The sequence below is a fragment of the Sphingobacteriales bacterium genome (assembly GCA_016711285.1).
Taxonomy (GTDB): Bacteria; Bacteroidota; Bacteroidia; order Chitinophagales; family UBA2359; genus JADJTG01.
Genome location: JADJTG010000013.1, coordinates 79,231 through 93,311, shown reverse-complemented (window position 1 = coordinate 93,311; position 14,081 = coordinate 79,231). Strand labels below are relative to the sequence as shown.

Sequence of the window (14,081 nt, the reverse complement as noted above, 5' to 3'; positions counted from 1 at the left end):
TCACCCACAATTTATCTGCTATAAAGAACACTAAGCATTGCGCAACAGTCCGCCCCCCACTGCCGAACACAACTCGCTTGCCGTGGAGCTAAAGCGGCTTATTTTTTAACCTAAATTTTTTTTAACTATGTCAAATGCTCAAAACAACCGCGTGTCGGTGACGCTCACCGCCGCCCAAGTGCAAGCCGTAAAAACTGCCTTGCAAACCATTTTGCAACAATTGCCTTTTTTGGTGGGTCTTACGGTAGAAGAACGCCAAAGTCTGCCAAAAATCAACATTGCGAACAAGTCCTTTGTGGAGGATAGCCTCGCCGCTATGAACAATAACGCCACCCTGCTGCCCGCCTACCTGAATGTGGTGGAGGTGCAGAAAGATTTTACGCTCTACCGCCAGTTGGACGAACTCGTGCTGCTCGCCAACCAACTCACAGAGCGGCTGCGCGACACTCAAATATTGGCGGGTTCGGAGGCATACAGCAATGCCCTCATCGGCTACCGCCTTTTTGAAGCCGCCGCCAAAGCGGGGTTGCCGGGAGCCGATACGGTGTATGAGGGCTTGCGGGAGCGATTTGAGGGTCAAGGCGGCAGGCTACCGACCACACCCACACCAGAAGCCGGAGGCGAAGGTATTTAAGTAGGTGGAGTCCATCGCAAAAAACGGGGGGTACTGTTGAAAGTGCCCCCCGTTTTTTTGTTTAAAAACAGCTTTGGGCGGTGTTTTGGGGAGTGGTGGGGCAGTTTTGTGCCTGCTGCTTAGGTCAGAGGCATTTTTTGGGTGGGGTGCGCTGCACTTCCCCAAAGTAGGCGGCTATGGGCGGTTGTTTTCTCAAAAACTCCTTATTTATAAAGCAAATATTGATAACTCGCAATTTTCGCACCTATTGTTAGAGGGGGTAGGCGAGGGGGGGGTACTTCCAAAGTCCCCTACCTATATAAGTACCCCCCTACCTCTGAACTCGGCTAACTCACTTCTGAACTCGGTTAACTCACCTCTGAACTCGGTTAACTCACCTCTGAACTCGGCTAACTTACTTCTGAACTCGGCTAACTCACTTCTGAACTCGGCTAACTTACTTCTGAACTCGGCTAACTCACTTCTGAACTCGGCTAACTCACTTCGAACTCGGCTAACTCACTTGAACTCGGCTAACTCACTTGAACTCGGCTAACTCACTTCTGAACTCGGCTAACTCACTTCTGAACTCGGCTAACTCACTTTGAACTCGGTTAGCTCACTTCTGAACTCGGCTAACTTACTTTGAACTCGGTTAGCTCACTTGAACTCGGCTAACTTACTTCTGAACTCGGCTAACTTACTTCTGAACTCGGTTAGCTCACTTCTGAACTCGGTTAGCTCACTTGGAACTCGGTTAGCTTACTTGAACTCGGTTAGCTCACTTCTGAACTCGGTTAGCTCACTTCTTTTTAACTTTGACAAATTTTTGAACTTTGTCAAAGTGGTGGGCAACAAAAAAATCCCTCGTGTATCAAACACGAGGGATTTTTTATTAAAAAATGCAAAGAAACGAGAAGAATTATTTTTTATCTTCTTTTTTATCCTCGCTGCTGCGCATCAATTTCATTTCTTTTATCAAATTGGTAGCACCTGCATATTTGTCAATTACAAACAATACATAGCGGATATCCACCGAAATAGTGCGTTGAAATTGGGTTCAAAAGCAATATCGCCGCTCATAGCTTCCAGTTGCCGTCGAAGGCGATACCGATGAGTTCGCCTTTGTTGTTCATCACGGCACTTCCTGAATTTCCGCCGGTGATGTCGGTATTGGATAAGAAATTGACGTGCAAAGAGCCATCTTTATCTGCATATTGTCCAAAATCTTTTTTACGGATTAATTCGTTCAATTTAGCAGGAACGATAAATTCGGGATTAGTGGGGTCTTCTTTTTCCAAAATACCATCGGCGGTAGTGAAATAATTATAGAAAGTCGCATCTTGAGGTTTGTAGCTCAACACCTGCCCGTAGGTGAGGCGCATAGTAGAGTTGGCGTTGGGATAATATTTTTGTCGGGGTTCATTTCGCGCACACCCGCCACATACAAGCGATTGCCCTGCGAAAGTTTTTCAAAAGCCGCTTTGCGCGAGGGTGCTACTTTTTGGCGATAGTTGGTAAAAATATCGTTGAAAGCGGCATAAGCGGGGTCAGCTTTGAGGGCTTTGAGCGTAGGTTTTTTCAAAAATGCTTCCAATTTGGTGGGGTCACTCATAAAAGAACGGTTGAACATATCTTTTACATAAGCGCGATAATCTCCTTTAAATTTGCTGTTGGCGGCTTTGAGTACGGCAGGCATATCATCTTGAGAGACACCCTGTGCATACAGGGTCATGAGTTCGCCGGTAATATCTTGGTCGGTGGCGCGGTCGTAGTCTTTATAATAAGCGGCAGCCGTTTGACGGATTTGCTCAATGGCAGCGTCCAAATCTGCTTTAGGAGTAGATTTCATCATGAGCAGCGGCTCTAAGGCGGAGAAATTATAAGCGAAGCCCATAATTTCAGAACCGAAAACAGCTTCGTTCAAATACACATTGTGCAAAGCACTGCGGTCGAGTTCTTCGTAGGCTTGCTGCACGAGTTCTAAGGCTTCGCCGTATTTCTTTTTGCGGTCGCGGTCGGCATTTACCCATTTTCTGAAAGCATCTTCTTCCTGTTTTTTCTTATCAGCGACATCTAAACGTTTCAATCCGCGCGTTTGTCCGATAAAATATTTCCAGTAATTGCTGATAGAGGCATATTTAGAGGCATATTTAATTTCTATAGCTTTGTCGGAATCCATGTGTTCTTTCATCGTTTCGAGCAATTTGCCGCGAATTTTCACACGGGTCGGGTTGGTTTTTTTCAATTGCAAGATTTACGCCGTTGGAAGTGAGGTAGCGGTCGGTAGTTCCTGAAATCCCATAATCATGGCATAATCTTTTCCTGCACACCATCTAAAGAAACGGGCAAGAAATGTTTGGGTTGTAAGGCACATTGTCGGCAGAATAGTCGGCGGGTTTGTTGTCTTTGCCGCATAGATGCGCAAAACAGAGAAATCGCCGGTATGGCGTGTCCACATCCAGTTGTCGGTATCGCCACCGTATTTTCCGATAGAAGAAGGGGGCGCACCCACCAATCGCACATCGCGGAAGGTTTCGTAGATGAACATATAATATTCATTGCCATCAAAAAACGACTTCACTTTAATTTCGTAGTTGGCGTTTTCTTTTTGAGTTTCTTCAATAATGGCATTTTGTTCGGCAGCCACAATAGCATCGCGCTCTTCTGCTTTTCCTTTTTTCAATGGCGGCTTTCATGAGCGGCGTTACATCTTCCATACGCACCAAAATAGAAGCCGTGAGTCCGGGGTTGGCTTAATTCTTCGGTTTTTTTCATTGCCCAAAAACCATCGGTGAGGTAGTCGTGTTCCACGCTGGAGTGGCTCTGAATGAGGTCGTAGGCGCAGTGGTGGTTGGTGAGCAACAGACCTTCGGGCGATACTAACTCCGAAGAGCAAAATCCGCCGCCGAGCATCACGATAGCATCTTTGAGGCTGCTGTGATTAATGCTGTAAATTTCTTCGGCGGTGAGTTGCAAGCCCAATTTTTGCATATCGGTATAATTCAACCGTTCTACAAACATAGGCAGCCACATACCTTCGTCGGGTGGGGGAGGCAAAGCAGCAAGGCTCATACTGCATACTGTGAGCCAAGCCAACATTGTTCTTTTAATCATTGTTGTTATAAAAGTAAATGAGTTAAGAATAAAAATATTCAACAAATGTGTTTTTTGCAAAGATATTAAGTTATTAAAGAAACAAGGGTGTTCTGATGTTAAAAGTTGTCAATAAATACACATAATAATATGAAATGATGATTTTGATAAAAAAAAGAACGCAAACCGACAAAAAAATGTTGATACTAAACTATATTCAAATTAACATTCTATCTTATTTATTATGGCACTTCTTATTATAGGCATTATATTTTTGATAATGTCTTTTGTTTTTATGTTTCAGGCAAATGTGCAATTACAATCTGTCGCAAAAACATTGCGTTTGGTGAGCATAGCCGCTATCATAGTTGGCGCACTGTCATCTATGGTCATACAAATAGATGCAGGAATGGTAGGCGTAAAAAGTTTATTTGGCAAAGTAAATGATAAAGTGCTGGAAAGCGGCTTGCACCTGATTAATCCGCTTACAAAAATCCACGAATTAGATGCCCGCACCCAAAACTACACCATGTCGGCAGTGCACGACGAGGGCGACAAATCGGGCGATGATGCCATTCGGGTATTGTCGTCAGATGGTTTGGAGGTTACGATAGACTTAACAGTGCTGTATCGTATCATTCCTGCCGAAGCACCCAAAATTATCCGCGAAATCGGCAGAGAATATCAATCAGTCATTGTGCGCCCCATCACCCGCACCAAAATCCGCGACAATGCCGTTTATTATAATGCCGTAGATTTGTACTCCACCAAACGCGAAGAATTTCAGGGTCGGATATTCAAAGACATTTCGGCGGAATTTAAAGCACGCGGCTTGGAATTGGAGGAGCTACTGGTGCGCAACATCAACTTACCCGAATCCGTAAAGCTCACCATTGAATCCAAAATAAATGCGGAGCAGGAAGCGCAAAAAATGGCATTTGTGTTGCAAAAAGAAAAGCAGGAAGCCGAGCGCAAACGTGTAGAAGCACAAGGTATTACCGATTATCAAAAAATATTGAACAGCAGCCTGAGCGACCAGATGCTGCGCTACGAAACCATCAAAGCCTACCGCGAACTCGCCACTTCCAACAACGCCAAAGTAGTGATTATGGGCGATAGCAAAACTCCCCTGATATTAGATGGCAAGTAAAAAAAGCAAAACATTTGATCCTTTTTCTTTGAACAATTTTGTTTTCTACAAGCTATTTAATTATTTTGGGTGTCTTGATTTTTAAATTTATCCTGTCGGAAAAAAAAAGAAACATTGTTGGTGTATCTTTGTTGTTTAATTATTAAGTCAGAGTACATTTATCACAAAAAAATTATCTTTTTTGGTCAATAAAATCAAACTTTAATTGCTTTTTTGAAAGGCAGGTTTGAGTTTAAAATATCAAAAAATGGGCATATAAATTAAAATTTTTATATCATTATGACAAATAATATATCTTCCGATACTCAAACACTCATTGGCACGGAATGTCCCGTTCGCCTCACGGAAGGAGCAGTAAAAGAAATCAAATTTTTGATGCACGATAAAGAAATTCCCACACATCAGGGCTTGCGCCTCGGCGTAAAAGGCGGCGGCTGTTCGGGGCTTTCTTATGTGCTGGGTTTTGATGAAAAAAATGAATTAGACGAGGAATATTTCATACACAACATTCGCATTTTCATCAATCGTGCCCACCTTTTGTATATCAGTGGCATGGAAGTAGATTTTCTGCACGGTCTTAACAATCGCGGATTTATTTTTAATAATCCCAATGCCACTTCTTCGTGCGGCTGCGGCTCTTCTTTCTCTGCATAAACAACAGCAACAATAACAACATTTCCATCAAAGTATCGTGCTGCTCCGTACTACGCTCTTTGCCGACCAACTCACACACCTTTCCGATGCCCGCTATTTTGCGGCTTCGGGTGCAGAGTTTTTGTGTTTTTGCTTTGATGAAGCCTCGCCGCATTGCATATCAACGGCGCAAGCCAAAGAACTGACCGCTTGGATTAGCGGCACACAAATAGTAGCTGATGGCGGCAACCTCTCCGAAGACGCGCTCAACGATATATGTTTTGAAATTGGTATTAGTGCCGTTGTAAGCAACAAAAATTTGCACCGCGACCTTTTGTTGCCACAAATTCAAACGATTTTTCGGCGTATTTCGGTGCAGAGCGTTCCTGAAGCTATCCGCCAGATAAGCGCACTCGGCACACAACCCGATATATATCATGAGATGTTGATACTGGATTTTGGACACATCAATCTATCAGCCGAAGAGTTGGAGGCATTGCAGGCACTGCGTTTTGCAGGAGAAAAGCTGTTTTTGAAAATGAATTTTACCACCGATTCCTTACAAAAACGCTACACACCTTACCTTTTAAAGGGCGTGTTATTGAGTGGCGATGATGAAATATCATTGGGCTTGCGCAATTTTTCGCAGGTAGCCGATTTGGTTGAAATGCTGGAAGGGTGAAAAATATTTTTCCTTCACTTTTTTTCTATAAACAACCGGTGCGCCCGCCATCAACCGGCAAATTGATGCCATTGATATAGGCTGCCGCCGGACTTGCCAAAAACGCCACCGCCGCCGCCACCTCTGCTGCTTCGCCAAAACGCCCCGCCGGCACACTTGCGAGCATTGCCTTTGTAATTTGTTGTGTGCTTTCACCTGCTTTTGCGGCGTTGGCTTCGATGAGGCTGTGCAGCCGCGCGGTTGCCGTGAATCCTGGCAGCACATTATTCACCGTTATTCCAAAGGCAGCTACTTCATTTGCCCAAGTTTTTGCCCAACTCGCCATAGCTCCGCGTGTGGTATTAGAAACGCCCAATCCCGATATGGGAATTTTAACAGAAGTTGAAATAATATTAATAATACGACCATATTGTGCCGCTTTCATAGCGGGCAAAAGCGTTTGCGCCAACAAATGGCTACACAAAATATGCTGTTGATACGCCGCCAAAAATTCTTCGGTGGCAGCATTGGTGATAGCTCCGCCTTTCGGACCGCCGCTATTGTTGATAAGTATCTGAAAAGATAAATCGGGATACTGTTGTATATATCGTGCTGCTGTTTGCTGCACCGTTTGCGGCTCGCTGAAATCGGCTGTCAAAAAATCGTGCGCCTGCCCAAAAGGTCGCGGCAACTGCGCTGCTGCTTGCTCCAATCGCGCTGCATCGCGGGCAAAAAGCGTAATACGCGCGCCAAAATTTGCCAATTCTACCGCACTTGCCCACCCAATACCCTGACTTCCGCCGCATACCAAAGCATTTTTTCCTTGCAAAGAAAGATTCATAAAAAAATAAGGAGCTTTTTTAAAATAAAAAGATGATTTTTTCGGAAAAAACTAACGTCTTTTTCCGAAAAACATACCCATCAAGCCGCGCGTTACTTCGCGCACCAAAGAAGTACCCACCTGCTTTACCATACGATTTTTAGACAAAGTATCAAAAAACGAAGGTTCTTCTTTGGGCACAGGTGCTGCTTTTTGAACAGTGCGCGTGGTGTCGGTTTTTTCGGCAACAGGCGGCACGGTGGTTTGTATTTTTTGGTTTAATATTTCGTAAGCACTGTGGCGGTCGATGACTTCGTTGTAGGTAGCCGCCAACTGCGAGCGTGCTATGAGTTGGCTCATTTCCGCATCATTGAGTATGTCCATACGCGTACCCGGTGCACACAGCAGCGTGCGTGCCAGCGGGTGGGGGCGACCTTTTCGTCCAATACCGTCACAGCGGCTTCGCCGATACCCAAAGAAGTCAATAGCTCATCAACCTGATAAAAATCCGACAGAGGATAATTTTCGGCGGTGAGTTTTATCATTTTGCGGTCTTTGGCGGTAAAAGCACGCAAAGCGTGTTGAATTTTCATACCCAACTGGCTCAACACCGCATCAGGAATATCACTCGGATTTTGGGTGCAGAAGAAAATGCCCACACCTTTGGAACGAATCAGTTTGATGATAGTTTCTATTTGGTCGAGCAATGCTTTAGAGGCTTCGTTGAAAATCAGATGAGCTTCATCAATAAAAACACCAATTTGGGTTTTTCGGCATCGCCAACTTCGGGAAAAGTGGCATAAATTTCTGTCAGCAAACTCAACATAAATGTAGAAAACAATTTCGGGCGGTCTTGCAAATCCATCAGTCGCACCACCGAAATCAATCCTTTGCCATCGCGAATATCTATTAAATCGCGCGGGTCAAAAGAGCGTTCTCCGAAAAACACATCAGCTCCCTGCTGCTCCAATTCTATTACCTTGCGCAAAATAGTGCCCGTAGAAGCCTCTGAAACAGCCCCATAATCGGCTTCTATTTCATCTTTTCCTTCTTTGGTGATGTATTGGAGCACTTTTTTAAAATCTTTTAAATCCAGCAAAGGAAAATTGCAGTCATCGCACCATTTAAAAATAACGGAAACGATACCGCTTTGTACTTCATTGAGGTCGAGAATTTTGGAAAAAAGCACTGGTCCAAATTCGCTGACGGTAGCACGAAGGCGCACACCCTTTTCTTTGGATAGTGAGAGCATCTCTACGGGCAAATAGTGCGGCTCCCAAGCTATGCCTATTTTTTCGTGTCGTTCATCTATTTTAGGATTGCAGTCACCGGCTTCGGCAATTCCGCTCAAGTCGCCCTTGATGTCCATCAAAAACACCGAAATTCCTTTATTGGATAAAGATTCGGCAATGCCCTGAATCGTTTTTGTTTTACCTGTTCCGGTAGCTCCTGCTATCAAGCCGTGGCGGTTGAGCGTGCGCAAAGGAGCTTTTACGAGCAAGTTTTTCACGATATGTTGTTCATCAAGCATAGCAGCACCGAGCACAAAACTGTCGCCTTTGGTTGTATATCCGTTGGCAATAACTTCCGTAAATTTATCTACATTGCTCATAATTATCTGAGGTTAGAGTTGTGTTTTTTAGAAAAAATAAGTTCTTTTAGCACTCTTTTTTAATAAAGATGCAGCAAAAATAGTTCAGAAAGTTGGAATTTTTGTATGGCAAATGCACCTTAGCCCATTTTTAAGGGCGCAAAGGTTTGTAGCCGGAGGCTTGCAATATCTGTTGTCCGTCTTTCATTTGTATCAGAGCCTCCAAAGAGAGGTTCGGATTTTTTTTCATATAGCTGTCCACAATACGCCAACCTATCCACGAGCCTATATTTCCGGGAGATTCTGGGGGCATACCGGAACTGGTCGGAGCTTCGTGTACATATTTATCTACTTTTCGGCTTTCGGTTTCGTAGAGCAAGTTATTTTCTAAAAAACGTCCAGATATTAAATTCTTCGCGCTCGCACCATTGCATTTGGTCGGCGGTATATGTCATTTTGATACTGTCGGGGGTGGCGGGCAGCAGTTTATCGGCAATGTAGAGCATTTTACCGTTTCGCACCATTTTATCAATCAGACGGAGTTGCCGCCCTTCGTCACTCATCATATTCATTACCCACGCTTTGATGCTGTTAGAAACAAGATAGCGCGGCTCGTAAAAATCAGAAAGATATTTCGGAATACCCACTAAGGAGTACACCGGATAATTTTTTCCCAAATACATATCCAAGCTAATGCCCAAAGCGGTGGTATCGTAGGTAAAAGCAGCCACTTTAAATGCCGAAATACAAGTATAAATATCGGGTATGCGGCGGTTGGGGAAATAATATTTATAATAGCGAAAGGCTTGTTCAAAATCTTTTTTCAGAAAATCTGCTTCTTTAAAATGCGTTTGCACACTATCATACACACCGCGCATATCGCTGTTGTTGATGAATGCCGACAATTCTTTGGCAGTATTTGGAAGATTTTGGCTGCTGTCGGCAGTGTTCCACAAGCCGAGTTGCATCAGTTCCTTGTACATAAAAAGGAAAAAAATCGGGGTATTGCACTGCTAATTTTTGAGTAGAAGGCAGCAGTTGCGTAGTATCTAATTGAAAAATGGCTTGGTCAAAACGATGGAGGGCTACATCGGCTTGTATGGAGGATACATCAGGCGGCGGAATTTTTTTTTCATTTTTTTTACAAGAAATAAAAAAAAATAAAGTGACCATAATACATAGCCATTGTCTATACGACAGAATTGAGTAGCGTAGGATATACCGATGGGTGTGCATGAATAAGTTTTTTGCTATAATAGGAACTTTTTTTGGTAACTTTACCATTTGACATTCAAAATTAAAAAAACAAATTATTAACGAAATATCATGCGAAAAATTCTTTTTTTGTTCTTTGTCATTATTGCTTTTGTGCAGTCAGTAAGTGCTCAGATTGAAGGTTTCCGCTTCGGTTTGCATATAGATCCGAATGTGGCATGGTTCAGAGCCAACGTAGATGGTATTGAAACCTCTTCAAAAATGGGTTTCGGCTATGGATTAATGATAGATTATTTTTTTGCCGACCGTTATGCAATTTCTACCGGAATGAATCACATGTTTGTAGGAGGTTCATCTAAAGTAGATTCCTTAGCTGAGTATAAAGTAAATTTACAGTATATTGAATTTCCGGCGTTGTTGAAGTTCCGTACCAATGAAATGGGTAATAACCTAACATTTTTTGGACAAATGGGCTTAACACCGGGTATCAAAGTAAGTTCAAAAGAGGATAAGGTAAAATCTAAAGATTATAAACCTATCAACTTATCGTTGAGTTTGGGTGGCGGTGCCGAATATGCTATTGATGAAAGCATATCTTTATTTGCCGCTTTGTTTTTTGATAATGGATTTACGGGCGTTGTGAAGAACGTTCCTAACGATGGCAAAATTTCTCAAAGTAAAATAGGTTTGCGTTTGGGAGTTTTGTTTTAGTATATTTACTGTTTTATAAACAATTAGTTTTTTTTAAACGAGAGTGGGTGAATAAACGAGCGTCTTGGGATTTTATTCCAAACGCTCGTTTCTCTTTTATCCATACAGTAGAAAGAGATATAAGGTTATAAAATCTTATATCTCTTTTTTATTTTATAAACCTACCATTTTTTCAGGGACTACAATTTCATCAAATTTTTCCCCTGAGAGCAATCCTAATTCTATGGCTACTTCGCGCAAGGTTTTATTTTGAGCGTGGGCAGTTTTGGCAATTTTAGCTGCATTATCATAGCCGATATGTGTGTTGAGTGCAGTTACGAGCATCAATGAATTTTCTAAGATGTTTTTTATCATCATTTCATTAGGTTCGATACCGATGGCGCAGTGTTCATTAAAAGAGTCGCAGGCATCGCCCAACAAACGCGCCGACTGCAAAAAATTAGAAATAATCAAAGGCTTAAACACATTGAGTTCAAAATGTCCAGTGCAGCCGCCGATATTAACAGCCACGTCATTTCCCAATACCTGAGCGCACACCATCGTGAGGGCTTCGCTTTGGGTGGGGTTCACTTTGCCGGGCATAATAGAAGATCCGGGTTCATTTTCGGGGATTAGGATTTCGCCGATGCCACTGCGCGGACCTGATGAAAGCATACGCACATCATTTCCTATTTTCATCAAAGCTACTGCTAAGGTTTTTAGTGCGCCGTGTGCTTCTACCAAAGCATCGTGTGAGGCGAGTGCTTCAAATTTGTTTTCTGCCGTTACAAAAGGCAAGCCGCTCAACGCTGCAATTTTTGCAGCTACTGCCGTAGCATATCCTTTTGGAGTATTGATGCCTGTACCTACTGCCGTTCCGCCCAATGCCAACTCCGACAAATGCGGCAGGGTGTGTCGTATGGCACGCAGGGCGTGGTTTAGTTGCGACACATAGCCCGAAAACTCCTGCCCCAAAGTAAGCGGTGTAGCGTCCATAAAGTGTGTGGCCCGATTTTCACCACATTCATAAAACGCTCCGATTTTTCGCGTAGCGTATCGTGCAACTTTTCTACCTGCGGAATGGTATGTTCTACCAAAATTTTGTAGGCGGCTATATGCATGGCAGTAGGAAAAGTATCGTTAGACGATTGCGATTTATTTACATCATCGTTGGGGTGCAGCACTTTTTTTTCATCATTGAGGCTACCACCCTGCAACACTTGCCCGCGATTGGCAATTACCTCATTTACATTCATATTGCTTTGAGTGCAGGAGCCGGTTTGCCATATTACCAAAGGAAATTCGTTATCTAATTTCCCTGCTGCAATTTCATCGCATACTTGGGCGATAAGGTTAGCTTTTTCTTTAGAAAAATTCGTCAGTTCGGCATTAACCAAAGCGGCAGCTTTTTTCAAAATGGCAAAGGCGTGGATAATTTCGATGGGCATACGGGCACGCTCGCCGCCGATACGGAAATTTTCGGTAGAACGCTGCGTTTGAGCCGCCCAATATCGCTCGGCGGGTACATCAATGTAGCCCATGCTGTCTTTTTCTTTTCTTACATTCATATATTTTACTATAATTAAAATGGTATAATTGAAGTGTAAAGGTACGAAAAAAAACACCTTTTGACACCACACTAAATGCTTTTTAAGAAGTAGCTTTTATAAAAAAACAAGTATGAGCAGTAGCTTTTTATGATTTAATGATGGATACGAAACGTTTTTTTACATTTTTTTGTTACACTTGCAGTTTAATCACCCTTTTTTATTTTTTTAAAAAATATCATGAATCGTTCTCGTCTTTCAGCTACCATTCTCATTGCCCTTGTAATGGTAGGTTTTAGTTTGTGCCGCTATTATTCCAACTCGCAAACAAACCCCATCACTGGCGAAACTCAACACATTAGTATCAATACTGAACAGGAAATTGCTTTGGGATTGCAAAGTGCACCCGCTATGGCACAGCAGCACGGCGGTTTGTATCCTGACGAAAAATTGCAAACATTGGTGGATAATGTGGGAAATAAACTGTTGCAAAGCAGCGAAGCCAAAAACACACCTTATGAATTTAGTTTTCATTTGCTGGCAGATGACCAAACCGTAAACGCTTTTGCTTTACCCGGCGGTCCTGTTTTTATTACCTATGCGCTGCTGTCGCGGTTAAAAAATGAAGACCAACTTGCCGGTGTATTGGGTCACGAAATCGGGCATGTGGTGGCTCGTCATTCGGCGGCACGCATCGCCAAGCAAGAACTCACACAAGGCATTACGGGAGCAGTAGTAATGGCTACTTATGACCCGAACAACCCCAACAGCCAACAAACAGCGCAGATGGCACAGATGATTGGCAACGTAGTAAATATGAAATATGGCAGAGAAGATGAATTACAATCGGACGAATTGGGCGTAAAATTTATGATAGAGGCGGGATATAATCCTGAAGAAATGATCGGAGTAATGGAAATTTTGAAGGAGGCTTCGGGCGGCAGAGAACAATCGGAGTTTTTCAGCACGCACCCCAATCCCGAAAATCGTATGGAAAAAATCCGCGAAGCTATCCAAAAATACAGCAATTTAAAAAAGTCATAAATTCTATTTTTCTTTTTTTATCTTTTGTTACGGATACATTTTATTGTATCAGTTGCCAGGGTATTTCGGGGAGTTGTTGTTGATACTGCAGCATACCGTGCCAACCCTGCAAGCCGCCGCTATGTACGGCAGCTATACGTGAGCCGGCAGGAAAATAATCTTTTTGTATCAAATCATAAATGCCGTACATCATTTTTGCGGTATAAACGGCATCTAACACAATGCGGTGTTGCAGATAAAAGCGGCGGATAAATTGCAGGAGTTCATCATTTAAGCGGGCATATTGCGGAGCAGCATATTGTGTGTGCAAAGTCCAGCGGCGATAATGATTCGGCTGCAATTGCCGTTCAATATCTTGGTATAAAAATTCGGCTTTGGGCAATGCCGGAAATCCCAACACTATTGATTTTTCTTCGCAAGCCGCTATCATTCCGGCGAGCATAGTACCCGTGCCACAGGCGGCGCACCAATAATCCATATTTTCTGCACCGCCGGCATCTATTATAATTTCGCGGCAGCCCTGCACACCGTATTCATTAGCTCCACCTTCGGGAATAAGGAAAAAATCGCCGAATTGCAGGTGCAAGGTCTGTATAAAATCGGCTTGGTGTCGTTGGCGATATTGGCTGCGGCTCACAAAATGCAGTTGTGTGCCTTGTTCGGCACAATCGCGGAGGGTGGGGTTGAGGGGGCGGCGGCATTTTCTTCGCCTCGTACTACGGCAATGGCTTCGAAACTATATGCGGCGGCGGCTTTGGAAAAAGCATGTAAATGGTTGGAATAAGCACCGCCGAAGGTGAGCAAACGGCGGTGATGAGCAGTTTGTGCCGCCAAGAGATTATATTTTAGTTTGCGCCCTTTATTGCCCGATAGCCACGGCGAGCGCATATCCTCACGCAACAAAAACACTTCTACTTTTTTTGTATCAAAAAGTGTTTCGCGCAAAGGTTGCAAAAAATGATCATCCACGTCAAGCACATTTTTTTTTAAAAGAGCAGTAAAGTAAAAAATCCGCAAGGAA

The 14,081-nt window shown here is 43.3% G+C and carries 16 protein-coding genes and 2 pseudogenes; 6 read left to right on the top strand and 12 right to left on the bottom strand.

Annotated features, from left to right (window positions below; all coding sequences use genetic code 11):
* Positions 1-127: 127 nt before the first annotated feature.
* The gene (locus IPL35_09815; protein ID MBK8443678.1) at positions 128-634 is read left to right on the top strand and encodes a hypothetical protein; all 507 of its coding nucleotides are present in this window, start codon (positions 128-130) and stop codon (positions 632-634) included.
* 901 nt (positions 635-1,535) lie between these two features.
* On the opposite strand, the gene IPL35_09810 is transcribed toward IPL35_09815, so the two are convergent.
* Genes IPL35_09810 through IPL35_09790 form a run of 5 tightly spaced genes read right to left on the bottom strand, consistent with a single transcriptional unit; the run spans position 1,536 to position 3,730 of the window.
* Positions 1,536-1,649 carry a S46 family peptidase gene (locus IPL35_09810; GenBank protein ID MBK8443677.1) on the bottom strand — a complete coding sequence of 38 codons (114 nt, stop codon included), beginning with the start codon at positions 1,647-1,649 and terminating at the stop codon, positions 1,536-1,538.
* A gap of 43 nt (positions 1,650-1,692) precedes the next feature.
* A complete protein-coding gene (locus IPL35_09805; GenBank protein MBK8443676.1) occupies positions 1,693-1,998 on the bottom strand; it encodes a S46 family peptidase in 306 nt (101 codons plus the stop codon).
* Positions 1,971-2,837 (bottom strand): S46 family peptidase, encoded by an 867-nt coding sequence (locus tag IPL35_09800; protein MBK8443675.1) that lies wholly within the window; start codon positions 2,835-2,837, stop codon positions 1,971-1,973. Before IPL35_09800 ends, IPL35_09805 begins: the two co-directional genes overlap by 28 nt.
* Positions 2,838-2,870: 33 nt before the next feature.
* Positions 2,871-3,299 carry a S46 family peptidase gene (locus tag IPL35_09795; GenBank protein ID MBK8443674.1) on the bottom strand — a complete coding sequence of 143 codons (429 nt, stop codon included), beginning with the start codon at positions 3,297-3,299 and terminating at the stop codon, positions 2,871-2,873.
* Positions 3,296-3,730, bottom strand: a complete 435-nt coding sequence (locus tag IPL35_09790) for a S46 family peptidase (protein MBK8443673.1) — start codon at positions 3,728-3,730, stop codon at positions 3,296-3,298. The genes IPL35_09795 and IPL35_09790 overlap by 4 nt, the downstream gene beginning before the upstream one ends.
* A gap of 223 nt (positions 3,731-3,953) precedes the next feature.
* On the opposite strand from IPL35_09790, the gene IPL35_09785 reads away from it, so the two are divergent.
* From IPL35_09785 to IPL35_09775, 3 genes are all read left to right on the top strand, one after another.
* The gene (locus tag IPL35_09785; GenBank protein ID MBK8443672.1) at positions 3,954-4,859 is read left to right on the top strand and encodes a prohibitin family protein; all 906 of its coding nucleotides are present in this window, start codon (positions 3,954-3,956) and stop codon (positions 4,857-4,859) included.
* A gap of 279 nt (positions 4,860-5,138) precedes the next feature.
* Complete coding sequence (locus IPL35_09780; protein MBK8443671.1) at positions 5,139-5,513, top strand: iron-sulfur cluster assembly accessory protein; 375 nt, start codon at positions 5,139-5,141, stop codon at positions 5,511-5,513.
* Between the two features lie 37 nt (positions 5,514-5,550).
* Positions 5,551-6,174: a hypothetical protein gene (locus IPL35_09775; protein ID MBK8443670.1), complete on the top strand. Its 624-nt coding sequence runs from the start codon at positions 5,551-5,553 to the stop codon at positions 6,172-6,174.
* A gap of 25 nt (positions 6,175-6,199) precedes the next feature.
* Here the strand turns inward: IPL35_09775 and IPL35_09770 are convergent, their stop codons facing one another.
* The 4 genes and pseudogenes from IPL35_09770 to IPL35_09755 all read right to left on the bottom strand — a co-directional run bounded on the left by IPL35_09770 (position 6,200) and on the right by IPL35_09755 (position 9,547).
* Positions 6,200-6,994, bottom strand: coding sequence for an SDR family oxidoreductase (locus tag IPL35_09770; GenBank protein MBK8443669.1), 795 nt, complete (start codon positions 6,992-6,994; stop codon positions 6,200-6,202).
* Positions 6,995-7,045: 51 nt separating this feature from the next.
* A pseudogene (locus tag IPL35_09765) lies at positions 7,046-8,585 on the bottom strand (DUF853 family protein).
* 130 nt (positions 8,586-8,715) lie between these two features.
* Positions 8,716-8,943, bottom strand: coding sequence for a hypothetical protein (locus IPL35_09760; GenBank protein MBK8443668.1), 228 nt, complete (start codon positions 8,941-8,943; stop codon positions 8,716-8,718).
* Between the two features lies 1 nt (position 8,944).
* The gene (locus tag IPL35_09755) at positions 8,945-9,547 is read right to left on the bottom strand and encodes a hypothetical protein (protein MBK8443667.1); all 603 of its coding nucleotides are present in this window, start codon (positions 9,545-9,547) and stop codon (positions 8,945-8,947) included.
* Positions 9,548-9,890: 343 nt separating this feature from the next.
* Here IPL35_09755 and IPL35_09750 point away from each other — a divergent pair, with 343 nt between their 5' ends.
* On the top strand, positions 9,891-10,490 hold the full coding sequence (locus IPL35_09750; GenBank protein ID MBK8443666.1) for a PorT family protein: 600 nt from the start codon (positions 9,891-9,893) through the stop codon (positions 10,488-10,490).
* Between the two features lie 153 nt (positions 10,491-10,643).
* On the opposite strand, the pseudogene fumC reads toward IPL35_09750, so the two are convergent.
* Positions 10,644-12,037, bottom strand: a pseudogene (fumC, locus tag IPL35_09745) (class II fumarate hydratase).
* 219 nt (positions 12,038-12,256) lie between these two features.
* Between fumC and IPL35_09740 the strand changes: the two are divergent.
* On the top strand, positions 12,257-13,060 hold the full coding sequence (locus tag IPL35_09740; protein MBK8443665.1) for a M48 family metalloprotease: 804 nt from the start codon (positions 12,257-12,259) through the stop codon (positions 13,058-13,060).
* A gap of 40 nt (positions 13,061-13,100) precedes the next feature.
* Here IPL35_09740 and IPL35_09735 read toward each other — a convergent pair whose 3' ends face one another.
* Both IPL35_09735 and IPL35_09730 read right to left on the bottom strand, forming a co-directional pair.
* Positions 13,101-13,697 carry a hypothetical protein gene (locus tag IPL35_09735; GenBank protein ID MBK8443664.1) on the bottom strand — a complete coding sequence of 199 codons (597 nt, stop codon included), beginning with the start codon at positions 13,695-13,697 and terminating at the stop codon, positions 13,101-13,103.
* The gene (locus IPL35_09730) at positions 13,694-14,038 is read right to left on the bottom strand and encodes a hypothetical protein (GenBank protein ID MBK8443663.1); all 345 of its coding nucleotides are present in this window, start codon (positions 14,036-14,038) and stop codon (positions 13,694-13,696) included. Before IPL35_09730 ends, IPL35_09735 begins: the two co-directional genes overlap by 4 nt.
* Positions 14,039-14,081 lie beyond the last annotated feature (43 nt).

Excerpts from the sequence above, each read along its gene's own strand:
- IPL35_09815 (MBK8443678.1), top strand. The coding sequence starts at position 128 with ATGTCAAATGCTCAAAACAACCGCGTGTCGGTGACGCTCACCGCCGCC.
- IPL35_09805 (MBK8443676.1), bottom strand. The coding sequence starts at position 1,998 with ATGCGCCTCACCTACGGGCAGGTGTTGAGCTACAAACCTCAAGATGCG.
- IPL35_09790 (MBK8443673.1), bottom strand. The coding sequence starts at position 3,730 with ATGATTAAAAGAACAATGTTGGCTTGGCTCACAGTATGCAGTATGAGC.
- IPL35_09785 (MBK8443672.1), top strand. The coding sequence starts at position 3,954 with ATGGCACTTCTTATTATAGGCATTATATTTTTGATAATGTCTTTTGTT.
- IPL35_09780 (MBK8443671.1), top strand. The coding sequence starts at position 5,139 with ATGACAAATAATATATCTTCCGATACTCAAACACTCATTGGCACGGAA.
- IPL35_09770 (MBK8443669.1), bottom strand. The coding sequence starts at position 6,994 with ATGAATCTTTCTTTGCAAGGAAAAAATGCTTTGGTATGCGGCGGAAGT.
- IPL35_09755 (MBK8443667.1), bottom strand. The coding sequence starts at position 9,547 with ATGTACAAGGAACTGATGCAACTCGGCTTGTGGAACACTGCCGACAGC.
- IPL35_09750 (MBK8443666.1), top strand. The coding sequence starts at position 9,891 with ATGCGAAAAATTCTTTTTTTGTTCTTTGTCATTATTGCTTTTGTGCAG.
- IPL35_09740 (MBK8443665.1), top strand. The coding sequence starts at position 12,257 with ATGAATCGTTCTCGTCTTTCAGCTACCATTCTCATTGCCCTTGTAATG.